The 22,006-nt window shown below is 67.2% G+C and carries 23 protein-coding genes and 1 pseudogene; 17 read left to right on the top strand and 7 right to left on the bottom strand.

Annotation, left to right across the window (positions count from 1 at the left end; genetic code table 11):
- Window positions 1-121 precede the first annotated feature (121 nt).
- Window positions 122-439, top strand: coding sequence for a YnfA family protein (locus tag IM543_01130; protein ID QOY96459.1), 318 nt, complete (start codon window positions 122-124; stop codon window positions 437-439).
- 4 nt (window positions 440-443) lie between these two features.
- Here the strand turns inward: IM543_01130 and IM543_01125 are convergent, their stop codons facing one another.
- Complete coding sequence (locus IM543_01125; GenBank protein ID QOY94560.1) at window positions 444-3,143, bottom strand: PAS domain-containing protein; 2,700 nt, start codon at window positions 3,141-3,143, stop codon at window positions 444-446.
- Window positions 3,144-3,310: 167 nt separating this feature from the next.
- On the opposite strand from IM543_01125, the gene IM543_01120 reads away from it, so the two are divergent.
- From IM543_01120 to IM543_01110, 3 genes are all read left to right on the top strand, one after another.
- Window positions 3,311-5,575: a PhoX family phosphatase gene (locus tag IM543_01120; protein ID QOY94559.1), complete on the top strand. Its 2,265-nt coding sequence runs from the start codon at window positions 3,311-3,313 to the stop codon at window positions 5,573-5,575.
- A 143-nt stretch (window positions 5,576-5,718) separates the two neighbouring features.
- Complete coding sequence (locus IM543_01115) at window positions 5,719-6,171, top strand: hypothetical protein (protein QOY94558.1); 453 nt, start codon at window positions 5,719-5,721, stop codon at window positions 6,169-6,171.
- Window positions 6,172-6,261: 90 nt separating this feature from the next.
- Window positions 6,262-7,323: a nitronate monooxygenase gene (locus tag IM543_01110; protein ID QOY94557.1), complete on the top strand. Its 1,062-nt coding sequence runs from the start codon at window positions 6,262-6,264 to the stop codon at window positions 7,321-7,323.
- On the opposite strand, the gene IM543_01105 is transcribed toward IM543_01110, so the two are convergent.
- Window positions 7,320-8,225: a LysR family transcriptional regulator gene (locus IM543_01105; protein QOY94556.1), complete on the bottom strand. Its 906-nt coding sequence runs from the start codon at window positions 8,223-8,225 to the stop codon at window positions 7,320-7,322. The genes IM543_01110 and IM543_01105 overlap by 4 nt on opposite strands.
- Before the next feature lie 100 nt (window positions 8,226-8,325).
- On the opposite strand from IM543_01105, the gene IM543_01100 reads away from it, so the two are divergent.
- Both IM543_01100 and nfsB read left to right on the top strand, forming a co-directional pair.
- Entirely contained in the window at window positions 8,326-9,333 is a 1,008-nt protein-coding gene (locus tag IM543_01100) for a zinc-binding alcohol dehydrogenase family protein (protein ID QOY94555.1), read from the top strand.
- A 27-nt stretch (window positions 9,334-9,360) separates the two neighbouring features.
- Window positions 9,361-10,014, top strand: coding sequence for an oxygen-insensitive NAD(P)H nitroreductase (gene nfsB, locus IM543_01095; protein ID QOY94554.1), 654 nt, complete (start codon window positions 9,361-9,363; stop codon window positions 10,012-10,014).
- Here the strand turns inward: nfsB and IM543_01090 are convergent.
- Window positions 10,001-10,693 carry a hypothetical protein gene (locus IM543_01090; protein QOY94553.1) on the bottom strand — a complete coding sequence of 231 codons (693 nt, stop codon included), beginning with the start codon at window positions 10,691-10,693 and terminating at the stop codon, window positions 10,001-10,003. The genes nfsB and IM543_01090 overlap by 14 nt on opposite strands.
- 181 nt (window positions 10,694-10,874) lie before the next feature.
- Between IM543_01090 and IM543_01085 the strand changes: the two genes are divergently transcribed.
- The 3 genes from IM543_01085 to IM543_01075 are packed head-to-tail and all read left to right on the top strand — an operon-like array spanning window position 10,875 to window position 12,998.
- Entirely contained in the window at window positions 10,875-11,486 is a 612-nt protein-coding gene (locus IM543_01085) for a histidine phosphatase family protein (GenBank protein QOY94552.1), read from the top strand.
- A gap of 7 nt (window positions 11,487-11,493) precedes the next feature.
- Complete coding sequence (locus IM543_01080) at window positions 11,494-12,177, top strand: SOS response-associated peptidase family protein (GenBank protein QOY94551.1); 684 nt, start codon at window positions 11,494-11,496, stop codon at window positions 12,175-12,177.
- A gap of 50 nt (window positions 12,178-12,227) precedes the next feature.
- Entirely contained in the window at window positions 12,228-12,998 is a 771-nt protein-coding gene (locus IM543_01075) for a glutaminyl-peptide cyclotransferase (GenBank protein QOY94550.1), read from the top strand.
- On the opposite strand, the gene IM543_01070 is transcribed toward IM543_01075, so the two are convergent.
- The 3 genes and pseudogenes from IM543_01070 to IM543_01060 form a co-directional block, all read right to left on the bottom strand.
- A complete protein-coding gene (locus IM543_01070) occupies window positions 12,999-14,024 on the bottom strand; it encodes an NAD(P)-dependent alcohol dehydrogenase (protein QOY94549.1) in 1,026 nt (341 codons plus the stop codon).
- A gap of 37 nt (window positions 14,025-14,061) precedes the next feature.
- Window positions 14,062-14,163, bottom strand: a pseudogene (locus tag IM543_01065) (DUF2269 family protein).
- A 7-nt stretch (window positions 14,164-14,170) separates the two neighbouring features.
- Window positions 14,171-14,623, bottom strand: coding sequence for an NAD-dependent epimerase/dehydratase family protein (locus IM543_01060; GenBank protein ID QOY94548.1), 453 nt, complete (start codon window positions 14,621-14,623; stop codon window positions 14,171-14,173).
- A gap of 41 nt (window positions 14,624-14,664) precedes the next feature.
- Here IM543_01060 and IM543_01055 point away from each other — a divergent pair, with 41 nt between their 5' ends.
- Complete coding sequence (locus IM543_01055; protein QOY94547.1) at window positions 14,665-15,132, top strand: hypothetical protein; 468 nt, start codon at window positions 14,665-14,667, stop codon at window positions 15,130-15,132.
- Between the two features lie 76 nt (window positions 15,133-15,208).
- Here IM543_01055 and IM543_01050 read toward each other — a convergent pair whose 3' ends face one another.
- Window positions 15,209-16,144 (bottom strand): DUF808 domain-containing protein, encoded by a 936-nt coding sequence (locus IM543_01050; GenBank protein QOY94546.1) that lies wholly within the window; start codon window positions 16,142-16,144, stop codon window positions 15,209-15,211.
- A 198-nt stretch (window positions 16,145-16,342) separates the two neighbouring features.
- Here IM543_01050 and IM543_01045 point away from each other — a divergent pair, with 198 nt between their 5' ends.
- The 7 genes from IM543_01045 to lipA all read left to right on the top strand — a co-directional run bounded on the left by IM543_01045 (window position 16,343) and on the right by lipA (window position 21,998).
- Entirely contained in the window at window positions 16,343-16,552 is a 210-nt protein-coding gene (locus tag IM543_01045) for a BrnA antitoxin family protein (protein QOY94545.1), read from the top strand.
- Window positions 16,553-16,758: 206 nt separating this feature from the next.
- On the top strand, window positions 16,759-17,043 hold the full coding sequence (locus IM543_01040) for an HU family DNA-binding protein (protein ID QOY94544.1): 285 nt from the start codon (window positions 16,759-16,761) through the stop codon (window positions 17,041-17,043).
- Between the two features lie 109 nt (window positions 17,044-17,152).
- A complete protein-coding gene (locus tag IM543_01035; protein ID QOY94543.1) occupies window positions 17,153-17,800 on the top strand; it encodes a LysE family transporter in 648 nt (215 codons plus the stop codon).
- Window positions 17,801-17,936: 136 nt separating this feature from the next.
- Window positions 17,937-19,607 carry a thrombospondin type 3 repeat-containing protein gene (locus tag IM543_01030; GenBank protein QOY94542.1) on the top strand — a complete coding sequence of 557 codons (1,671 nt, stop codon included), beginning with the start codon at window positions 17,937-17,939 and terminating at the stop codon, window positions 19,605-19,607.
- Window positions 19,608-19,932: 325 nt separating this feature from the next.
- A complete protein-coding gene (locus IM543_01025) occupies window positions 19,933-20,199 on the top strand; it encodes a DUF493 family protein (protein QOY94541.1) in 267 nt (88 codons plus the stop codon).
- A gap of 87 nt (window positions 20,200-20,286) precedes the next feature.
- The gene (gene lipB, locus IM543_01020; protein QOY94540.1) at window positions 20,287-20,982 is read left to right on the top strand and encodes a lipoyl(octanoyl) transferase LipB; all 696 of its coding nucleotides are present in this window, start codon (window positions 20,287-20,289) and stop codon (window positions 20,980-20,982) included.
- Between the two features lie 26 nt (window positions 20,983-21,008).
- The gene (gene lipA / locus IM543_01015) at window positions 21,009-21,998 is read left to right on the top strand and encodes a lipoyl synthase (GenBank protein ID QOY94539.1); all 990 of its coding nucleotides are present in this window, start codon (window positions 21,009-21,011) and stop codon (window positions 21,996-21,998) included.
- Window positions 21,999-22,006: the final 8 nt, after the last annotated feature.

The following is a 22,006-nucleotide window of genomic DNA, read 5'->3' as shown; positions in this document are numbered from 1 at the left end:
GGATCGCGAATCGGTGGCGCAGACACGGATGATTACCTGGGGATAAGATAGGATCTTTCCACAGCCACGCTCCGCGATGTCCCTTGATCCCTTGTCTTTCGATCCCTTGTCTCTTGGCCGCATGGCCGGCCTGTTCTTCATCACCGCCATCGCCGAGCTGCTTGGCTGCTACCTGCCGCTGCTATGGCTGACCGGTAAGGGTTCCGCCTGGCTGCTGCTGCCGGCGGCCCTCAGCCTGGTCGCCTTCGTTTGGCTCCTGAGCCTGCACCCCGCGGCCAGCGGGCGGGTCTACGCCAGCTACGGTGCGGTCTATATTGCCACCGCGCTGGCCTGGCTGTGGCTGGTGGACGGCGTCAAGCCGGTGTGGAGCGACTTCGCCGGGGTGGCGCTGGCCCTGGCCGGGGCGGCCTGCATTGCACTGGGCCAGCGCCAGGCCTGAAGACTCAGGCGCTGAGTTTCGCCAGCAGATCCTGCACCACGTCCAGTTGCACCGGCTTGGTGAGATGGTGGTTGAAGCCGGCCTCGCTCGACTTGCGGCGGTCGCTTTCCGCGCCCCAGCCGGTCAGCGCCACCAGGCTCATGTCGCCCAGCCCCGCCGTCCGCCGTATCGCGCGGGCGGTGTCGTAGCCGTCCATGCCGGGCATGCCGATGTCGAGGAAGGCCACCTGCGGCCGGAAGGCCTGCACGGCTGCCAGCGCCTCCGCGCCGCTGTGTGCGACCCTGGTGGCGTAGCCGCAGGCCTCCAGGATCATCGACAGCGTGGTGGCCGCATCGACGTTGTCGTCCACCACCAGGATCCGCATCCCTTCCACGGGACGGTCCGGACTGTCCTCAGGCGCGTGCGGCGGCGTGTCCGGCTGTGCGCCGGCCAGCGGCAGGCGCACGGTGAAGACGCTGCCCTGCTGCGCTGCCCCGCTGTCGGCCACCACCGTCCCGCCATGCATCTCCACCAGCCGCCGTACCAGCGACAGGCCGATCCCCAGCCCGCCCTGCGCGTGGTCCAGGTGGTGCCTGACCTGGCTGAACATCTCGAATACCGACAACAGCGCTTCCTCGGGAATGCCGACGCCGTTATCCGAGACCACGATCACCGCCTCCTGCCCGTCCACGCGCAACGACAGGCCGATGCGCCCGCCAGGCGGGGTGTACTTGGCCGCGTTGTTGAGCAGGTTGGCCACCACCTGGGCGATGCGGGTGACGTCGACCTCGGCCGGCACCTCGCGCTCCGGCACGTTCACCGACAGCGCGTGCCGCCCGGTCTCGATCAGCGGCAGGCTGGTCTCGACCGCGCTCGACAGCACGGGGCGCAGGTCGGCGCGCTCCTTCCTGAGTTCCAGCTTGCCGCCGCTGACGCGGGCCACGTCGAGCAGGTCGTCGATCAGGCGCACCATGTGGCTGACCTGGCGCTCCATCATCTCGCGCACCCGTCCCACCGAGGCCGCGTTGTCGCCCTTCAGGCGCATGACCGACAGGCCGCTGCGGATCGGGGCCAGCGGATTGCGCAACTCGTGCGCCAGGGTGGCCAGGAATTCGGTCTTGCGCTGGTCGGTTTCGGCCAGGTCCTTGGCCAGCTTCACCAGGGTTTCCTCGGACTGCTTGCGCGCCGTGATGTCGCTGAACAGCAGCGCTACCCGATGGCTGCCCGGCCCGCCGATCCGGGTGGCATAGACATCGAACCAGCGCCCCAGGGCCGGGGCCTCGTTCTCGAAGTGCACCGGTTCGCCGGTGCGGGCGACCCGGCCATAGGTCTCGAACCAGAAGCCGTCGAGATTTGGGATCAGCTCCCTCGCCGTCTTGCCCACCGCGTCGCGCAGGCCGGTATGGGTCTCGAACATCTTGTTCATTTCCAGGAAGCGGTAGTCCACCGGCCGGTCCTGCTCGTCGAACAGCATCTCGAAGATGCAGAAGCCCTGGTCGACCGACTCGAACAGGGTGCGATAGCGCTCCTCGCTGGCGCGCAGCTTCTCGGCGGCGCGCCTGCTCTCGGTGGTGTCGACCACGATCGCCACCAGGCCCTGGAACTCGCCCTCCGGACCGCGCAAGGCGTTGACGCTGCTGGTGGCCGGCATGCGGGTGCCGTCGCGGCGCAGGTATTCCTTGTCGACGATGACGCTGGCTTCGCCCGCCGCCAGCAGGCGCACCGCATCCACCGTTACCGGGACCGAGTCCGGCGCTGTGAAGTCGAGCACACTGGTGCCGAGCAGCTCCGCCTCCGTGCGCTGCACCATCTCGCAGTACTTCTGGTTGACCAGGGTGATGCGGCCCTCGGTGTCCATCTGGACCACGCCGGTCGCGGCCTGGCTGACGATCTTCTGGAAGCGTTCGCGGCTCTCGTACAACTCGATCTCGGCCAGCTTGCGGTCGGTGACGTCGATGCCGTGCACCAGGATCCCGGTCACCCGGCCGTCGGGGTCGCGCAGCGGCATGTACACCTGGTCGACGAAACGCCGCTCCAGCGCGGCGCCAGGCTGGCGCTGCAGCATCACCGCCACGTCGGCGCCGAACACCGGCTCGCCGCTGCGGTACACCCGGTCCAGCAGCTCGATGAAGCCCTGCCCGGCGATTTCCGGCAGCGCCACCCGCAAGGGCAGGCCGATGGAACTGCGACCGCCGACCAGCTGCAGGTAGCGCTCGTTGACCAGTTCAAACACGTGCTCGGGGCCGGTGAACACGCACATGAAGGCCGGCGCCTGGCGGAACACGTCTTGCATCAGCTGGTTGGCGGTACGCAGTTCGCGCATCAGGCGCTCGCGTTCGAGCTCGGCTGTGACTTGCTCGGTGATGTCGCGCGAAGTCGTCAGCAGGCCGTTCGCGCCCACGCGGCTGATGGTGACATCCCACCACCTGGGCGTGCCGCCCGCGGTCGGGCAGGGCCCGCGCAGGCGGCCGACGCCGCTGGCACGCGCCGCAGCCATCGCATCCGCGACCTGGGCCTGGGCTTCCTCCGGCCACAAATCGGCCCAGGGCCGACCGCGCACGGCCTCGATACCGTCGAGCTCGAGGGCACGCAATCCGTTGCCGTTCATCGTCACGATGCAACCGTTTGCGTCGAGCACTTTCACGCAGTCGGGACTGGCTTCAAAGAGTTGGTGGCCTAGCGTGGCCGGGTCGAGCGCCCGCACGGTGCTGCTGCTGTCCTGCATACTGAAATCCTTGTTGAGTAAAAGCAGTATATCGATATGCATGACCAACCGTCGCCGGGTTCGTTCGTGCCCGCGAATGTCACCAAACTGTTATCGAATGGTCACGAGGCAGTCATGTTGCCTGCCTACCATGCACGAACTCCTCCTCACTACCAACAGGATTACTCGTGAACAAGCCGACCGACCTCGCCCGCATCCCTGTCGACCATGACGACATCGATACGAACGTTTCGTCGAACGAACATTTCAATACCGTCCTCGAAGCCCGCCTGAGCCGTCGCAGCCTGCTGCGCGGCGGCGCCGCGACCGCCGCTTCCGCCCTGCTGGGCGCCATCGGCCTGAGCGGTTGCGGCGGCTCCAGCGACGACACCGTCACTGCGCCGGTCGCCCCGACCCCGCCGGCCGGCGGCACGCCGCCGTCGGACAAGCTGCTCGGCTTCACGGCCGTATCCAAGAGCCTGGCCGATACCGTTGTCGTCCCGGCCGGCTATACGGCGTCGGTCCTGTACGCACTGGGCGACCCGCTCGGCGCCACGACCGCCGCGTACAAGAACGACGGTACCGACGGCGACATGGAAAACCGCGCCGGCGACCACCATGACGGCATGGAATTCTTCCCGCTCTCCGGCAGCGGCGCCGCTTCCACCTCGGCCAACGACCGCGGACTGCTGGCGATGAACCACGAAGCCACCACCGACGAGAAGCTGTCTTCGTTCTTCGTGCACGCCAACGGCGGCACCATGAGCCTGCCGCGTCCGGCCCTTGAGGTGGACAAGGAAATGGCGCTGCACGGCCTGTCGGTGGTCGAGGTGCGCCTGAACGGCGGCAAGTGGGCCTACCAGAAGGAGTCGGGCTTCAACCGCCGCGTCCACCAGCAGACCGAGGTCGAGCTCTCGGGACCGGTGCGCGGCAATGCCCTGGTGGTCACCAGGTATTCGCCGGGCGGCACCAAAATCCGCGGCACCCTGAACAACTGCGGCACCGGCAAGACCCCGTGGAACACCTACCTGTCGGGCGAAGAGAACTGGTCGGGCTATTTCACCCGCGCCGCCCTCGACGATGCCGCGCGTGGCGACAAGAGCGTGGCCTCGCTCAAGCGCTACGGCCGCAACCAGGGCGCGGCATCGCGCCACGGCTGGGAAACCGGCGGCGCCGAGGACAAGTACGCACGCTGGGACATCAGCAAGAAGGGTGCCTCGCGCGACGGCAGCGACGACTACCGCAACGAAATGAACGGTATGGGCTACATCGTCGAGATGGACGCCTACGACAAGACCAGGGCCATCAAGAAGCGCACCGCGCTGGGCCGCTACGCCCACGAGAGCGCCGCCTTCGGCAAGGTGGTGGCCGGCCAGCCGCTGGCCGTGTACATGGGCGACGACTCGCGCAACGAATACATTTATAAATTCGTGTCGAATGCCCTCTGGGCCGCCGCCGACGCGACCCCGGCCGACCGCATCGCCACCGGCGACAAATACCTCGACAGCGGCAAGCTGTACGTCGCCAGATTCGCCGCCGACGGCAGCGGCCAGTGGATCGAACTGTCGATCGCCAACCCGCTGATCGCCGCCTACGCCGACTACCAGTTCGCCGACCAGGCCGACGTGCTGGTCAACGCGCGCCTGGCCGCCGACGCGGTCGGCGCCACCCGGATGGACCGCCCGGAATGGTGCTCGGTGCACCCGACCACCGGCGAGGTCTATTTTTCGCTGACCAACAACAGCAACCGCCGCGCCGAGCCGAGCGGCGCCAGCCAGAGCGCACCGGACGCCGCCAACCCGCGTTCGTACACCGACATGAAGGGAACCAGTGCCCAGCAGGGCAACGTGAACGGCCACATCGTGCGCGTCAAGGAAGGCGCTGCGGGTTCGGCCGCCACCGGCTTCAGCTGGGACGTCTACCTGTTCGGCGCCGAAGCTGGCGCCGACGCCGCCAAGGTCAACCTGTCCGGCCTGGACGCGGACCAGGACTTCTCCAGCCCGGACGGCCTGGCTTTCAGCACCGCCACCGGCATCTGCTGGATCCAGACCGATGACGGCGCCTACACCGACGTCACCAACTGCATGATGCTGGCCGGCGTGCCGGGCCAGGTGGGCGACGGCAAGAAAGTCACCCTGAGCTACCCGCGCGCCGACGGCAGCACCCTGAACGTGGACACCTACGTCGGCAAGGCCGCCACCGCCGACACGCTCAAGCGCTTCCTGGTCGGCCCGGTGGGCAGCGAGATCACCGGCATCGCCGAGACACCGGACGGCAAGGCCCTGTTCGTGAATATCCAGCACCCGGGCGAGAACACCGCGTCCGCCAACCTCGGCGACCCGGCCAAGTACACCAGCCAGTGGCCGAGCAACGCCGGCTACGGCGCCGGCAAGCGTCCGCGCTCGGCGACCATCGTCATCACCAGGAATGACGGCGGCAGGATCGGCACCTGAGGCCCCGGGCCGAACCGCGTTTCATCGTCTCCCGTTGGGCTGGATGCGCAGGCATCCAGCCCTTTTTTCGTCCAATCGCAAGGAGCCCGACGGCAAGCCGTGCCAGCATCGTGGATGCATCATCCAAGCCGCAGGAGCCCGCCATGCCAACCGTCACACTCCCCACCTATCTGCGCATCACGCGCGCCAGCGCCCTGTGCGACATCCTCATCGTGGCGCCCTTCGCCACCCCCTGGACCTTCGCGCTGCTGTACCCGCAGCTCACCAGGCTCAATCTCTGGATGGGCGGCCCGGCGCTCGCGTCCTTTGCCCAGATCCACATCCTGATCACCTGCCTGATGGGCAGCCTGGTCCTGCTGTGGTCCGTGCGGCGCCTGCTGGAACCGAGCCTGGCGCTCGGGCGCTACGACGGCGCCGGACGCTTCCTGTTCGCGACCTGGATGCTGTGGGCGCTGGCGCAGGGCGGGCTGCCCTTGCTGTGGCTGTTCGTGGGAATGGAAGTGCTGTGGGGCGTGGCCCAATGGTGGCCGGTGGCGCCGGCACGCACGGCCGCGCGCACCAATCGCGCCGGGCTGAAACTGGTGCGGGTCTCCTGAGATCACCCAGCCTGGATGCCCGCGACGGGAGCACGAGCAGGCAGCGCTGGCTATACTGGTGCCCGCCCCTTCACTTGCCGGAGCTGCACCATGCCCTACGACCTGTTGTCGACACTGGACATCCGCCACCCCATCATCCAGGCCCCGATGGCGGGCATCTCGACCCCGGCGCTGGCCGCGGCCGTCTCGGAAACCGGCGGGCTGGGCTCGATCGCCATCGGCACCTCGAGCGTGCCGCAGGCGCGCGCCGCCATCGCAGCGGTGCGCGACCAGACCAGCCGCCCATTCAACGTCAACGTGTTCGCCCATGCGCCCGCCCAGTCCGATCCGGCGCGCGAAGCCGCCTGGCTCGATTGGCTGCGGCCGCACTTCGCACGCTTCGGCGCCGAACCGCCCGCCGCACTCAGCGAGATCTACCGCAGCTTCCTGGACGACGAGGCCATGTTCGCGCTGTTGCTGGAGGCGCGCCCGGCCGTGGTCAGCTTCCATTTCGGCCTGCCGCCGCAGGCCTGGATCGATGCGCTGAAAGCGGCCGGCATCACCCTGTTCGCCACCGCCACCTCGCTCGACGAAGCACTGCGCATCGAGGCGGCCGGCATCGACGTGATCGTTGCCCAGGGCATCGAGGCGGGCGGGCACCGCGGCATCTTCGACCCATCCAGCCCCGACCCTGCGCTGCCCACCTTCGACCTGCTGGAGCAGCTGCGCGCAAACCTCGCGTTGCCGCTGGTCGCGGCCGGCGGCATCATGGACGGTCGACATATCCGCAGCGCCTTCCGGCACGGCGCCAGCGCGGTCCAGATGGGCAGCGCCTTCATCGCCTGTCCCGAATCGATGGCCCCGCCGCACCACCGCGCGCTGATTGCCCGGGGCGGCAGCCTGCAGACCGTACTGAGCCCCGTCATCTCCGGACGGCCGGCGCGCGGCATCGTCAACAGGCTGTTCACCGAGGTCGGCGCGGCGGGGCACCCGCCCCTGCCCGACTATCCGATCGCCTACGACGCCGCCAAGGCCCTGCATGCGGCGGCGGCCGGCAAGGGCAGCCAGGAGTATTCCGTCAACTGGGGCGGCGTCAATTTTGCCCAGGCGCGCGCCATGCCGGCGGCAGAGCTGGTGGCCACCCTGGCGGCGGACATGAACGCGTCAGATTAAGCCGGGCGCGCCAGCGGGCGGCAGCGTTCCTCCAGCAGGGCATGCAGCAGCTTCACCGCCGGCGAGAACTGCCTGCGATGCGGGCAGACCAGGTGCAGCGGGGTCGGCTCGCCCGGCATCTCCGGCAGCAGCACTTCCAGGCGCCCCTGCGCCACGTCCTGGCTGACGTCAAGCCAGGATTTATACGCGATGCCTTCGCCGGCCAGTGCCCAGCGCCGCACCACCTCGGCATCGTCGCTCACCAGCCGTCCCGCCACCTGCACCAGCCGCGCGCCTTCCGGCACAGGGAAGGACCAGCGGTCGTAGGCGCGGCCGCGCAGCCGGTATTGCAGGCAGTTGTGGTGCACCAGCTCGTCGAGCGTGGCGGGCCGTCCGTGCCGGGCGATGTAGTCGGGCGAGGCCACCAGCACGCGGCGGTTGCCGGGCGCGACCGGCAGGGCGACGTAGCTGGCATCGTCGATCTGCCCGTAGCGCAGGGCGATGTCGACCGGATCTCGGAACACGTCCGCCACCTGGTCCGATACCAGCAGCTGGATATCGAGCCCTGGATGGGCTCGGCGGAATTCCGAGATCCATGGCAGCAGCAGGTTGCGTCCGAAGTCCGAGGGCGCCGCGATCTGCAGGGTGCCGGTCAGGCAGTTCACATCGCCGCGGATGCCCTCGAAGCCATCGCGCAGGGCCTGCAGCGCATCCTGGGCAAAGGGCAGGTAGCGCTTGCCTTCCTCGGTCAGGCGCAGGCTGCGGGTGGAACGGGCGAACAGGCGGATATCGAGCTCGCGCTCGAGGCGCCCGATGGCCGCGCTGGCCTGGCCGGGCAGCAGGTTGACCTCGCGCGCGGCCCGCGAAAAGCTGCCGAGGGCGGCGGAACGAACGAACAGCGCCAGGTCGTCAATCCGGATCATTTTCTCTCTAGCTGTGAAAGTGAAATCGCTCCAGCCTGGTTTTTCCTTGCTTGAGCGGTCATTAGAATCCTCGGCAAGCCACACTTACCGGAGATTCAACATGAAAGCAGTAGTGTATACCCAGCACGGCATGCCCATCGGCGACCCCCAGTCCCTGCACGAGACCGAGTTGCCGATGCCATTACCGGGTCCGCACGACCTGCTGGTGGAAGTGCGCGCCGTCTCGGTCAACCCGGTGGACACCAAGATCCGCCTTGGCGCGCCCGTGACGGAACCACGCGTGCTGGGCTGGGATGCGAGCGGCATCGTGCGCGCGGTCGGCGGCAGCGTGACCCTGTTCGCGCCCGGCGATGAAGTGTTCTACGCAGGTTCGCTGGTGCGTCCCGGCTCGAACAGCGAATTCCAGGCGGTGGACGAGCGCATCGTCGGCCGCAAGCCGGCCACCCTGGATTTCGTCCAGTCGGCCGCCCTGCCCCTGACCGCGATCACGGCCTGGGAGCTGCTGTTCGATCGCCTCAGGCTGGTCGAGGGCGGCGGCGAAGGCAAGTCTCTGCTGATTATCGGCGCGGCCGGCGGGGTCGGTTCGATCCTGCTGCAGCTGGCGCGCAAGCTCACCGGCTTGACCGTGATCGGCACCGCCTCGCGCGACGAAACGCGCAACTGGGTGCGCGAACTCGGCGCCCACCACGTCGTCGACCATGCGCAGCCGCTGCGTCCGCAGCTGGAGGCGCTCGGCCTTCCCGCAGTGGACATCGTCATCAGCCTGACGCACACCGACCAGCACTACGAGGCCATCGTCGACATATTGGCGCCGCAGGGCCAGTTCGCCCTGATCGACGATCCGGCCACGCTCGACGCCCTGCCGCTCAAGCGCAAGTCGATCTCGCTGCACTGGGAACTGATGTTCACGCGCTCGATGTTCGCCACGCCCGACATGGTGGAGCAGCACCAGCTCCTGAACCGCGTCGCCGGCATGATCGACGACGGGACCTTGCGCACCACGCTGGGCCAACACTTCGGCCGCATCTCGGCCGAGAACCTGCGCCGTGCGCACGCCCTGGTCGAGAGCGGCCGCGCGGTTGGCAAGATCGTGCTCGAAGGTTTTTAAATCACAACAATCAAGGAAGCAAACAGCATGGATATCCTCGCAGCAGCCCGCAAGCGCCACACCGCCAAGGCCTATGACAGCGCACGCCGCGTTCCCGAAGAACTGATGCAGCAGGTGTACGGCCTGCTGCGCCACAGCCCCTCGTCGGTGAATTCGCAGCCCTGGCACTTCATCGTCGCCGGCACGCCGGAAGGCAAGGCGCGCGTGGCCAAGGCGGCGCAGGGCGGCTACGGCTACAACTCGTCCAAAATCCTCGACGCCTCGCACGTGATCGTGTTCTGCTCGCGCATCGACATGGACGACGCCCACCTGGAGCGCCTGCTGGCGCAGGAAGCGCGCGACGGGCGCTTTCGCGACGATGCCGCCCGTGCAGGGCAGGACGCCGGCCGGCGCGGTTATGTGCGCACGCACCGCTACACCACGCGCGACATGCCGCAGTGGCTCGAAAAACAGGTCTACCTGGCGCTCGGCACCGCCCTGCTGGGCGCGGCCTCGCTCGGCATCGACGCCACGCCGATGGAAGGCTTCGACCAGCAGATCCTGGACGAGGAGTTCGGCCTGCACCAGCAAGGCCTGGCCAGCGTGGTGCTGGCCAGCTTCGGCTATCACGCCGAGGCCGACTTCAATGCCGGCCTGCCGAAATCGCGCCTGCCGGAAGCGCTGACCTTTACCTTCGTTTGATCCCGGCTGCCTGCTTGCCCTGCTCGACCGGCGGGGCATAGTGATAATCCGAGGGATGCTGCGGTGGAACCGGACAATGCTGCATCTCCAGCACCATGCGCCTGTAGGCCTCCAGCGGCGCCATTCCGAGCTGCGCGCGGCGCGCCTCGACCTTCGTGCGCTCGTCCATGGGATCGAACGCGAGGGCGCAGTAATGATTTGTCGGGGCCGATAGCTGCGTCCCGTAATGCTGCGGTCGCTTTTCGATGACCGCGATGCGGTCGTACAGATAGGCAAAAGATTGATCAAGGCCGCCGCCGCCGGCGGCAGCGGCTTGCTCGATCAGGGCCAGCACCTGCTTCTGGAAAAGCAGGTCACGGTCCGCATGCTGGACCACCAGCCAGGCATTCTTGACCGCCCGGGCGCCATGCATGGCGGTCGATGGCCAGCCGCAGCGTGCGATCCAGGCTTTCAGGCGTTCGATATTGGTCCGGTCCACCAGCGCGATATGGCTGTCCAGTCTGCGCTGCGCCTTGCTGTCCGGGTCGAGGTAGTCGATGCGCTTGCGCAGGGCCTGGTCCGCCGTGCTCATCACCGCCAGCCCGGCGCCGTACTCGCCGCAGGTGTCGGCGGCTGTGGCAAGGGATGGCAGGGCCAGGCTGGCCGCCAGCAGCGCGACAGGGACGAATGTGCGAAGCATGTTGTCTCCAGGAGTGATCACCGCAGTGTAGCGAGATGCTTGCGCCCGGTCCATGCCGGGCGCATGGAAGCGTCTTGTCCTTGGAGACCGGTCGAGACCAATGCAAGCGCGATCCGCAGCCGTGCGCCCGGCCATGTCCCGCGGCCGGATAATGCCCGCAGGCCGATCCGAGGAGACGCGCATGTTACGACGACGCTTTCTGGCAGCAGGCGCCTTGCTGGCCGGCGCGCCCTTGTGGGCGGCCGACCGCGCGCTGTGGCAGCGCCTGCGGGACGGCGGCCATGTGCTGCTGATCCGCCACGCCGCCACCGATCCCGGCATCGGCGACCCGCCCGGCTTTCGCCTCGCGGCGTGCAGCACCCAGCGCAACCTCTCCGAACAGGGCAAGCGGGATGCGCGTGCGATCGGCGCGTCCTTGCGCAGGCGCGGCATTCCGCTCGGGCCGGTGCTGTCGAGCCGCTGGTGCCGCTGCCTCGACACCGCCCGCCTTGCCTTCGGCCGCGTGGAACTGGCGCCGATGCTCGATTCGATGTTCAGGGACAGCATGCCTGCCGCCGACGCCAAGCGGCGCGCGGTGCTGGCGCGCGTCGGCGTCTTTGGAAATGCAGGCAGCAAGACCAACCTGGTGCTGGTCACGCACGATGTCAACATTCGCTCCCTGGTGAACGAACTCGTCGCGCCGGGCGGGATCGTGGTCGCACGTCCGGGCCCGGACCGGCTGGACGTCCTGGGGCGGCTGCCGGTCGACTTCCAGCCTGCCGGTTGCCAAGCCCGGGCTGCGGCACTATGCTGACCGAATCATGTGCGTGAATTACCATACCCCTACCCGCGAGCAGTTCGGCACGCTCGGCGCCTTCAGCGAGCTGCCGGCCGACTGGCGCTGGCCCGACGAAGTCTGGAAGGACTATAGCGCGCCGATCATCCGCCGCGGCAGCGACGGCAGCCCGTCGGCCTGCCTGGCCAGCTACGGCATGGTGCCGCGCCGCCACATTCCGCCCGGCGTGAAGCCCTTCGACACCATGAACGCGCGCGCCGAAACGCTGGGCGAGCGGCGCTCGTTCGCCCCGGCCTGGCGCCGGCTGCAGCTGTGCGCCGTGCCGATGCGCTGGTTCTACGAACCCTGCTACGAAAGCGGGCGCGCCGTGCGCCACGCGATCGGCATGCACGACGACAGCCCTTTCCTGGTCGCCGGTCTGTGGCGCGAGTGGACCGAGGCCGACGGCCGGGTCGAGTCCGCGTTCACCCAGATCACCATCAACGCCGATACGCATCCCCTGATGTCGCGCATGCACAAGCCCGGCGACGAGAAGCGTTCGCTGGTCGTGATCGCGCCGGAAGAACTCGACGACTGGCTGGCCTGCCGCGACGTCGAGACGGCGCGCACTTTTCTCCGCCACTATCCGGCGGCGCGCATGAAGGACTGGGCTGCGCCGCAGACGGTTCGCAAGGCAGCCGAACCGTCGCCGAACCTGTCCTTGTTTTAACGGAGGGCGGCGCAGCCGGCCGCCCACGAACATGGTACAGTTTCCGCACCATGCTGAAACCACTCGCCACCTTCGCCCTCGCCGTCAGCCTCGCCGGCGCAGCCCAGGCAGCCGTCCCCATCTACGGCTTCGTTGTCAAGAACACCTACCCGCACGATCCGAAAGCCTTTACCCAGGGCCTGTTCTTCCGCGATGGCCACCTGTTCGAGACCACCGGCCGCAACGGCACGTCCTGGGTGCGCCGGGTGGATCTGGCCAGCGGCAAGGTGCTGCAGCAGGCCGACATGCCGGCGGAAGTCTTCGGCGAAGGCGCGACCCCGGTCGGGAACGACATCCTCGCCCTCACCTGGACCTCGCAGGTCGGCTACGTGTTCGACCGCAAGACCTTCAAGCTGAAGAGCACCTTCAAGTACGTCGGCGAAGGCTGGGGCCTGGCCAGCGATGCCAGACATGTGTACATGAGCGACGGCAGCTCCTTCATTCGCATCCTGGAGCCGAAGACCATGAAGGAGCTGCGCCGCATCCAGGTGACGCACCAGGGCAAGCCGATCGCCCAGCTGAACGAGCTCGAGATGGTCGAGGGCGAGCTGTTCGCGAACATCTGGGGCAGCGACCTGATCGTGCGCATCGATCCCCAGGATGGCAGCGTGAAAGGCGTGATCAACCTGGAGGGCCTGCTGCCGCCCGCGCAGCGCGGCACCCTCGATCCGGACGCCGTCCTGAACGGCATCGCCTGGGACAGCAAGGGCAAGCGCCTGTTCGTGACCGGCAAGCTGTGGCCCAAGCTGTACCAGATCGAGCTGGTGCCGCAGAAGCGCTAGTCAGGCCTGGCCGGTCACGTCGATGACCACCTTGCCGAAGTGCGAGCCCGATTCCATGTAGCGGTAGGCGTCCTGCGCCTGTGCAAACGGGAACACGCGGTCGATCACGGGTTTCAGGCCCGTGGTGTCGGCAAGGCGCATGACGTCCTCCAGCATCGCCCGGCTGCCCACGAAAATGCCGACCATGCGCTTGGCGCTCGCCAGCAGCGCAGCCGGATTCACCTCGCCGCCAAAACCGCTGACGCCGCCGATGATCGCCACCGTACCGCCCATCGCGGCCGCCGACACCGAGCGGTTCACGGTGCCCTTGCCGCCGACCTCCAGCACCACGTTCGCGCCCCGGCCCTGCGTCACGGCCAGCACCTCTTCGTGCCACTCGGGAATCGCCTGGTAATTGATCGTATGGTGGGCGCCGAGTTCGCGGGCGCGCTGCAGCTTCTCGTCGCTGGACGAGGTGATGATGGTGCGCAGGCCGGCCGCCCTGGCCAGCTGCATCCCCAGCACCGAGACGCCGCCGGTCCCGAGCAGCAGCACGGTGTCGCCCGGCTTGAGCTGGTTGCTGGACACAAAAATCGCATTCCACGCGGTGACGCCGGCGCAGGGCATGGTGGCCGCCTCGACGAAGCTCAGCGAGGCCGGAATCTTCGCCAGCGCGTCCTCGTGCAGCACCACTTCCTCGGCCAGCATGCCGTCGATGTCGCCGCCCAGCGCATGGCGGATCTTCTCGGGAGATGTTGCGCCGTCCTGCCAGTAGGGAAAGAAGGAGCCCGCCACGCGGTCGCCGACCTGCACCCGCGTCACGCCCGGGCCGACCGCCAGCACTTCGCCGGCGCCGTCCGAGCACGGAATGATGGGATCGTCCACCGTGACCAGGTAGTTGCCGCTGGCAACCATCAGGTCGCGGTAGTTCAGCGAGACGGCGTGCACGCGAATGCGCACCTCGCCGTGGCCGAGATCGCGATCGGGGTAGTCGATGCATTGCAGCCCGTCGATGTTCGCACCGGGAAGAATCTGGTAAGCCCGCATGGGGTTCTCCTTCAATCAAAAAGTTGCGGTTGGCGGGTCAGGTCGGCTTGGCCACCATCAGCCAGAAAATCACGATGAAGGCGATGAAGGCCGGGACGCCGAGCATGACCCAGATACGGAAGTAGCGCCAGTACTGCGCCGCTTCTTCAGGAACAGGATGCCCAGGCCCGGCGCCGGGTCGAAGCTGACGGCGCCGTACCCGCTGCGGCGCGCTGACGAAACGCAGCGCCAGCGGCATGCTGGCCAGGCTGCGCAAGACTTTGCTGCTGGCGCCCGCGCTGCCGTAGACCAGCGAGGACTGGGTGATGCAGGCGCGCGGCGGAAGCGAGGCCAGGTAGTCGTCGACCGCCTTCCTGGACAGTGCTCGCCGCCGCGCTGGCCGCCCTTGAGCCCTTGATGCGCGCCAGCCAGGCCGATTCATCGGTATCTTGGGCGAAGTCCGCATGGATGGTGGCGCAGGGTGTCCCGGCGCCGGCGCCGGATTCGGCTGGCGTTGCGGCCCGGCGCTGCGCGCAGACCACGTGGTGCCCTTCGGCCAGCAATGCCTGCAGCAGGTGCTGGCCGATGAAACCGCTGGCTCCCGTCAGCAAGATCCGCATCCATGCTTCCTTTCACGCCATGCATTCAACAAGAGGATCCAATGGAAAACTGGAACACGGCACTACAGCGCGGCCTCGTCTCCGGCACCGCCTCCAGCCTGCTCTCGACGGTGGCCCTGGCCGCGCTCGGCAAGAAAGAGGTCGGCAGCGCCTTCGCGCCCACCAATGCGGTCAGCCACTGGATCCATGGCGACAAGGCGGCGCGCCACACCGGCCCGTCCATGCAATACACCGTCCCGGGTTACCTGATCCACCATGTGAGCGCCACGTTCTGGTCGGTGCTGTTCGAGCGTTTCGCTGGCAGGTATCTCGACCGCAGTACGCCGGCCGGCTACCTGGGCGCCGCAGCCGCCACTTCGGCTTTCGCCTGCTTCGCCGACTACAAGCTCACGCCCAAACGCCTGCAGCCCGGCTATGAAAAGCACTTGTCCAAGCCGTCGCTGGCGATCGTGTACGCCGGCTTCGCGCTGGGACTGGCGGCAGGCGCCGCGCTAAGCCGCCGCAGCTAGTCTAGAGCAGGCGCGAAAATCGTGCCGCTCCATGCCTGCCCCTTGCTTGACTGCGCTGGCGCCGGGGTGGCTGCAATCAATGGCCCTTCTTGCCGCGCAGGCGCTGCACGACCGTCACCACCGCCAGCACGATGGCGCCGACCACCACGCCGGCCAGCGCATCGACCACCGTCGGGGTGATCGCCGCCAGCACGCCGCCGATGCCCGGCACGCCTGCCGTCACCTCGGCCGCCTGTTCGGCAAAGTGATGCAGCGGCGCCCAGGCGTGGGCGATGATGCCGCCACCGACCATGAACATGGCCGCGGTGCCGACCACCGACAGGAATTTCATCAGCTTGGGTGCGGTGGCGAGCAGCAGCCGGCCGGTGCCGCGTGCCAGGCTGCCGGCCTTCTGGCTCAGGTAAAGCCCGGCATCGTCCATCTTCACAATGGCCGCCACCAGGCCATACACGCCGACCGTCATCACCAGCGCAATCGCGGTCAGGACCATGACCTGCTGGCTGAACGGTGCGTTTTCCACGGTACCGAGGGCGATCACGATGATTTCGGCCGACAGGATGAAATCGGTGCGCACCGCACCATTGATCTTTTCCTTCTCCAGCGCACACATGTCGACTTCGGTGGCGGCCAGGTGGGCGACGTGTTCTGCCTTGCGCTGCGCGTCTTCTTCCTTGCTGTGTAGAAATTTATGCGCCAGCTTCTCGAAACCCTCGTAGCACAGGAAGGCGCCGCCAATCACCAGCAAGGGGGTAATCAGCCAGGGAATGAAGGCCGAGATCGCCAGCGCCGCCGGCACCAGGATGGCCTTGTTCTTGAGCGAGCCCTTGGCCACCGCCCACACCACCGGCAGTTCACGGTCGGCATTCACCCCGGTCACCTGCTGGGCATTGAGCGCCAGGTCGTCGCCGAGCACGCCGGCAGTTTTCTTGGCCGCCACCTTGCTCATCACGGAAACGTCGTCGAGGACCGATGCAATATCGTCCAGTAATGCCAGCAAACTGCCTGCAGCCATTGGTCATACTCCAATCATGTCAAGTTCACCACATCTTACCCGACGCCGCAAAGCCGGTCACACGGTTCAGCGCGGCTTTATGCAGTTCAGTCACGTAAATCTGCATCTCGTCGCTTTTGCCGGGCATGCCAGGTCGCGCGTACGTATAGTGCGTTCTGTTGGCTGCGGTACTGCAGCCTCGCTACCGAAGGAGATCCCATGAATACCGAATCGACCCTGCATGCAGCACCCGCACGCCGCGCCCGTCCGCCGAAGCGCAAGACCCGTATCACGATCTACCTCGACGACGAAGTCCTGAACGAATTCCGCAACCTGTCGGAGCGCTGCGGCACCGGTTACCAGACCCTGATCAACGCCGCCTTGCGTCATCGCCTGGCGGCGCCTGGCGTCGAAAGCAGCCTGGCCTGAGCGGCTGACAATTCCTCCGGTGGCGGCGTTGCATCGCCTCGTCGTACCAGCGTACCGTCTTCGTGGTCCGCCACTGCGGCGAAGCGCCTCGCCCTTGGAGTTTTGTCAGACGCCCTAGGGCTTCCTGGCGTTTCCCTCCGGGACGGGATTACATAGAGCAATTCTTTTGTGCTAATCTTCCCGCTCTTTTAACCCCGGAGGGACTTATGAAAAAAGGCGAACTGATCGCGGAATTCGCGAAGCGCACCGAAATGTCCGGCGCGGCTGCCAACACCGCCGTCAACACGATCATCGAGATCATCACCGAGCGCCTGAAAAAGGGCGATACGGTCGGTATCACCGGCTTCGGTACCTTCTCGGTCACCAAGCGCGCTGCACGCAAGGGCCGCAACCCGGCAACCGGCGATGTCATCAAGATCGCTGCATCGAAGACCCCGCGCTTCGCTGCCGGTGCGACGCTGAAAGCAGCCGTCAACCCAAAGAAGAAGTAAGCAGTACCCAGGCCCCGCGCCGCGCTCCGGTTTTTCCGGACGCGCGCGCCGGTCCGTTTTGCGCTACCCTCCTCTCCTTCCCCTCCTTCTCCTTTTCCCCGCCAGCAGCATGAGCTTCGCCACCTGGATCGCCTTCGTCATCGCCGGTTCGCTGATCGCCATTTCGCCCGGTTCCGGCGCCGTGCTGTCGATGTCGCACGGCCTCGCCTACGGGCTCAAGAAGGCCAGCGCCACCGTGCTGGGCCTGCAGTTCGGCCTGATCCTGGTGCTGGTGATCGCCGGCGCCGGCGTCGGATCCCTGCTGCTGGCATCCTCGCTGGCCTTCACCGTCGTGAAGACCATCGGCGCGCTGTACCTGATCTATCTCGGCATCGCCCAGTGGCGCGCCAGGGCCGAGCCGGCAGTCGACGCCGGCGTGAGCACCGCCGGCCTGCCCGCGCACCCCAGCTTCGGCAAGCGCGTGATGACCGGCTTCCTCACCAATGCCACCAACCCGAAGGGCATCATCTTCATGGTCGCGGTGCTGCCCCAGTTCATCGCCAAGGGCGCGCCCCTGCTGCCGCAGCTGGCGATCCTGGGAGTGACCATGGTGACCATCGATTCGATCGTCATGCACGGCTATGCCGCGATGGCGTCCATGATGCAGCGCTTCTTGCGCGACGTGCGCGCCGTGAAGATCCAGAACCGCCTGTTCGGTGCCGTGCTGGTGCTGATGGGTTCCTTGCTGTTCCTGGTCGAGCCGGGCCGCCGTACCTGAGGCGCTGCCAAGCTGGAAAATTTGTATATTTGTTACTCGGCAGTTGCAAATTTCTGTAAGTTGCATATTCCCTGTGGGCGCAGCTGCGTTGTAATGAGCTTGCCGTCCTTCGTCCACATTTGCGGAGTTCCATGACATGAACAAGCGATTCGCCAAGACCGCCGTGATGCTCGCGCTCACGGCTTTATCCACTGTCGCCCTGGCGCAGGCGCCGCTGCAAACTACGCTGGAGTCCGAGCCTCCCGGCCGGGTCGGCCGGGTCGCGCTGGTGCAGGGCAAGGTCAGCATCAACGGCGGCGTGGGCGAGTCCGCGACCGCTGCCCTGGTCAACTGGCCGATCACCACGCGCAACCTGGTCACCACCGAACCGAACGGCCGCACCGAGCTGCGCGTCGGCTCGACCGCGATCCGCATCGACGGCGACAGTTCGCTCGAAGTGACGGAACTCGACGACGACAGCCTGCGCCTGCGCCTGCACTACGGCAGCGCCAGCATCCGCATCCTGAGCGAGGACGTGCTGCCCGAGTTCGAGCTGAGCACGCCGCAGGGCCGTGTGCGCATGCTCAAACCCGGCCGCCTGCGGGTGGACGCCGAGCGCGTGCGCGATACCAGCGTGGTGAGCGTGTTCGACGGCGAAGCCCAGGTCGATGGCGCCGGCGCCAGCCTGCTGATTCGCGCCGGCCGCAGCGCCGAGCTGCGCGACGACGACGTGCGCACCCTGCAGGCGCGCAGCGACGCCTTCGACGACTGGGCGCTGGCGCGCGACCGCAGCATCGACGGCGCGCGCTCGGCACGCTACCTCACTACCGAGATGACCGGCTACGAGGAACTGGACCGCCATGGCATCTGGCAGGACGACCTCGAGTACGGTCCGCTGTGGATTCCGGCGGTGTCCTCGAGCTGGGCGCCCTACCGTGACGGCCGCTGGACCTGGATCGCGCCATGGGGCTGGACCTGGGTCGACAACGCGCCCTGGGGCTATGCGCCCTCCCACTACGGCCGCTGGGTGCAGGTGCGCAACCGCTGGGCCTGGGCGCCCGGACGGGTCGATCGGCGCCCGGTGTGGTCCCCGGCGCTGGTCGGCTGGGTCGGCGGCAGCGGCTTGAGCTTGAACTTCCACCAGCGTGGCGCGCGTCCGCCCGCCGGCTGGTATCCGCTCGGTCCACGCGACCGGTACGTGCCCCATTACCGCCTGTCCGACGAGCGGCTGCGCCACCTGAACAACTGGAGCGGCCGCCGCGACCGCGACCGCGACGGCATCCCTGATCGCATCGATCGTGACCGCGACGGCGACGGCATTCCGAACCGGGTCGACCGTGACCGGGACAATGACGGTATCCGCAACCGTTTCGACCGCGACCGCGACCGCGATGGCATTCGTGATCGCTTCGACAAGGACCGCGACGGCGACGGCATCCCGAACCGGGTCGACCGCGACGGCGCCGGGCGACACCTCCTCGACCGCGGCCAGCGTTCGCCGGTGCTGCGCACCAACCCGGCGCCGGGCCAGCTGCCTTTCCAGCCCGGTACGATCACGCCGCGGGGCGAGCGCGGCGAGCGGGGCGAGCGTTTCGACGGCCGCCGCGAGCGTCCGCAGCCGATGGTGACGATGCCTCGGCCCACCATGCAGGTCGCGCCGCCCCCGGCCGCGCCGCCGCCGCCGCCGCCGCAGGCGATCGCCCCGCCGCCACGGGTGATGGCGCCGCCCCCGGCAGCGGCCCCGTCCGCACCGTCGGCGGGACGCGCCAGGGTCGAACGCCGGGCCGACGCCCTGGACAACAACCGTTCCAACGAACGCGCGCGCTGACAGTCCAGGACAAGAGCAAGAGCAGGAGCCGGATGCCGCATCCGGCTCTTTCGCATCGCCGCCAGCGGCGCCGCCTGCTTCGCAATCTGCGTCGCCTGTCGCGCCAAACTGCCGTTCGTCACATTCCACTCGCGGCGTGGACATCGGCCCGATACAGTGGCATCACTCGCTCGCCGCCAGCAGCTGCGCCGAGCGACCAGATTGTCCCGCTATTTCTCGGAAAAGAAATAGTTCAGGCCGGCCAGAAGCGCCGGCCTCTTTTTTTCCGCCGCTGCAGCACCATATAGGAGCGGCTACAATGCCGCTTTGCACAGGACAAATATCCATGGACCCCAAAGAATCCCTCATCGAATACCCGAGCGACTTCCCGATCAAGGTGATGGGCGCCACGCACGTCGACTTCGCGGCGACGATCGTCGAGATCATCGTGCAACTGGATCCGACTTTCCATGCTGGCAAGATGCAAAGCCGTCCATCCGCCAAGGGCAACTACACCGGCCTGACCGTGACCGTGCGCGCCACCAGCCGCGAGATGCTGGATGACGTGTACCGCGCCTTGTCCTCGCACCACATGGTGAAAATGGTGCTGTAAGGAATGAGGCATGGGCGACTGGCGGGCATAACGCATCGCGCTGGCTTATAATGGCAGGGCTGTCCATACTTCCTTCCTATACCCTTCATGAACCGTCCCGCCACGCCGCTTGTCCGTGAGCTCGGCCGCGCCGACTACGAACCGACTTTTGCCGCGATGCGTGCCTTCACGGACGCGCGCACGCCCGACACGCGGGACGAACTGTGGATCGTCGAGCATCCCCCCGTTTTCACGCTGGGCCTGGGGGCCGACCGTGGCCACGTTCTGGCGCCGCATGGCGTTCCCGTGGTCCAGACCGACCGCGGCGGCGAGGTGACCTATCACGGTCCCGGCCAGGTCGTGATCTACCTCCTGATGGACCTGCGCCGCAACAAGCCGGGCGGCAAGCTGTATGCGCGCCAGTTTGTGGAAAAAATCGAACAGGCGGTCATCGAGGTGCTGGCGGCGTATAATCTTGCGGGCGAACGCGTGGCCGGCGCCCCCGGCATCTACATGGCGGACGGCTCGATGAAGGGCGCGAAGATCGCCGCCCTCGGCCTCAAGGTGCGCGGAAACGGCTGCACCTACCATGGCGTGTCGCTGAACGTGGCAATGGACCTGGCCCCGTTCACGTGGATCAACCCGTGCGGATATGCGGGCCTGGCCACGGTCGACATGCGCACGATGGGCGTGGAAGCCCCGCTGGCGGATGTCCAGCAGGCGCTGGCGCTTCAGTTGATTCATCAATTGGTGCCCCAACCGGCATCGACCGAAGCGGTCGAGCAGGAACCGAACAACCTCTGAATGGAAGCCCGCCAGGGCTCGAGCCAATGACCACCGATACCAACACCGGCGCTGCCCCAGCAGCCTACGACGCCACCGAAAAGCAGAAGGGCGCCAGCAAGACCTCGCGCATCCCGATTAAGATCGTCCCGATCGCCGACACCGAGCGCCTGAAAAAGCCGGACTGGATCCGCGTGAAGGCCGCCACCGCCTCGTCGCGCTTCTACGAGATCAAGGACATCCTGCGCGCCAACAACCTGGTGACGGTGTGCGAAGAGGCGAGCTGCCCGAACATCGGCGAATGCTTCGGCAAGGGCACCGCGACCTTCATGATCATGGGCGACAAGTGCACCCGCCGCTGCCCGTTCTGCGACGTCGGCCACGGCCGTCCTGACCCGCTCGACGTGAACGAGCCGGGCAACCTGGCCAAGACCATCGCCGACCTGCGCCTGTCCTACGTCGTGATCACCTCGGTGGACCGCGACGACCTGCGTGACGGCGGCGCCGGCCACTTCGTCGAGTGCATCACCAAGACCCGCGCCCTGTCGCCCAGCACCAAGATCGAAGTGCTGGTGCCGGACTTCCGCGGCCGTCTCGAAAAAGCCCTGAACATCTTCGCCGACGGCCTGCCGGACGTGATGAACCACAACCTGGAAACCGTGCCGCGCCTGTACAAGGAAGCGCGCCCGGGCGCCGACTACCAGCATTCGCTGGTGCTGCTGCGCGATTTCAAGAAGATGTACCCGAACGCGGTCACCAAGTCGGGCCTGATGGTGGGCCTGGGCGAGACCGACGAAGAAATCCTGGAAGTCATGCGCGACATGCGCGCGCACGACATCGACATGCTGACCATCGGCCAGTACCTGGCGCCGTCGAACTCGCACCTGCCGGTGCGCCGCTACGTGCACCCTGACACTTTCAAGATGTTTGAAGAGAAGGCCTACGAAATGGGCTTCGTGCACGCCGCCGTGGGCGCGATGGTGCGTTCGTCCTACCATGCCGACCAGCAGGCGCACGAAGCGGGCGTGGCCGCGTAAGCCGATCG

This window comes from Massilia sp. UMI-21 (assembly GCA_015277795.1).
In the GTDB taxonomy this organism is placed as follows: domain Bacteria; phylum Pseudomonadota; class Gammaproteobacteria; order Burkholderiales; family Burkholderiaceae_D; genus Telluria.
The sequence above is the reverse complement of the archived record's forward strand: the minus strand, read 5'-3'. Positions and strand labels throughout refer to the sequence as shown.

What these genes read in the sequence shown, in the direction of transcription:
- lipB (QOY94540.1), top strand. Translation starts at nt 20,287, where the DNA reads ATGAACCGTCCCGCCACGCCGCTTGTCCGTGAGCTCGGCCGCGCCGAC.
- IM543_01060 (QOY94548.1), bottom strand. Translation starts at nt 14,623, where the DNA reads ATGCGGATCTTGCTGACGGGAGCCAGCGGTTTCATCGGCCAGCACCTG.
- IM543_01035 (QOY94543.1), top strand. Translation starts at nt 17,153, where the DNA reads ATGAGCTTCGCCACCTGGATCGCCTTCGTCATCGCCGGTTCGCTGATC.
- IM543_01105 (QOY94556.1), bottom strand. Translation starts at nt 8,225, where the DNA reads ATGATCCGGATTGACGACCTGGCGCTGTTCGTTCGTTCCGCCGCCCTC.
- IM543_01130 (QOY96459.1), top strand. Translation starts at nt 122, where the DNA reads ATGGCCGGCCTGTTCTTCATCACCGCCATCGCCGAGCTGCTTGGCTGC.
- IM543_01090 (QOY94553.1), bottom strand. Translation starts at nt 10,693, where the DNA reads ATGCTTCGCACATTCGTCCCTGTCGCGCTGCTGGCGGCCAGCCTGGCC.
- IM543_01080 (QOY94551.1), top strand. Translation starts at nt 11,494, where the DNA reads ATGTGCGTGAATTACCATACCCCTACCCGCGAGCAGTTCGGCACGCTC.
- IM543_01075 (QOY94550.1), top strand. Translation starts at nt 12,228, where the DNA reads ATGCTGAAACCACTCGCCACCTTCGCCCTCGCCGTCAGCCTCGCCGGC.
- nfsB (QOY94554.1), top strand. Translation starts at nt 9,361, where the DNA reads ATGGATATCCTCGCAGCAGCCCGCAAGCGCCACACCGCCAAGGCCTAT.
- IM543_01055 (QOY94547.1), top strand. Translation starts at nt 14,665, where the DNA reads ATGGAAAACTGGAACACGGCACTACAGCGCGGCCTCGTCTCCGGCACC.
- IM543_01070 (QOY94549.1), bottom strand. Translation starts at nt 14,024, where the DNA reads ATGCGGGCTTACCAGATTCTTCCCGGTGCGAACATCGACGGGCTGCAA.
- IM543_01100 (QOY94555.1), top strand. Translation starts at nt 8,326, where the DNA reads ATGAAAGCAGTAGTGTATACCCAGCACGGCATGCCCATCGGCGACCCC.
- IM543_01115 (QOY94558.1), top strand. Translation starts at nt 5,719, where the DNA reads ATGCCAACCGTCACACTCCCCACCTATCTGCGCATCACGCGCGCCAGC.
- IM543_01050 (QOY94546.1), bottom strand. Translation starts at nt 16,144, where the DNA reads ATGGCTGCAGGCAGTTTGCTGGCATTACTGGACGATATTGCATCGGTC.
- IM543_01125 (QOY94560.1), bottom strand. Translation starts at nt 3,143, where the DNA reads ATGCAGGACAGCAGCAGCACCGTGCGGGCGCTCGACCCGGCCACGCTA.
- IM543_01025 (QOY94541.1), top strand. Translation starts at nt 19,933, where the DNA reads ATGGACCCCAAAGAATCCCTCATCGAATACCCGAGCGACTTCCCGATC.
- IM543_01110 (QOY94557.1), top strand. Translation starts at nt 6,262, where the DNA reads ATGCCCTACGACCTGTTGTCGACACTGGACATCCGCCACCCCATCATC.
- IM543_01040 (QOY94544.1), top strand. Translation starts at nt 16,759, where the DNA reads ATGAAAAAAGGCGAACTGATCGCGGAATTCGCGAAGCGCACCGAAATG.
- IM543_01085 (QOY94552.1), top strand. Translation starts at nt 10,875, where the DNA reads ATGTTACGACGACGCTTTCTGGCAGCAGGCGCCTTGCTGGCCGGCGCG.
- IM543_01030 (QOY94542.1), top strand. Translation starts at nt 17,937, where the DNA reads ATGAACAAGCGATTCGCCAAGACCGCCGTGATGCTCGCGCTCACGGCT.
- IM543_01045 (QOY94545.1), top strand. Translation starts at nt 16,343, where the DNA reads ATGAATACCGAATCGACCCTGCATGCAGCACCCGCACGCCGCGCCCGT.
- lipA (QOY94539.1), top strand. Translation starts at nt 21,009, where the DNA reads ATGACCACCGATACCAACACCGGCGCTGCCCCAGCAGCCTACGACGCC.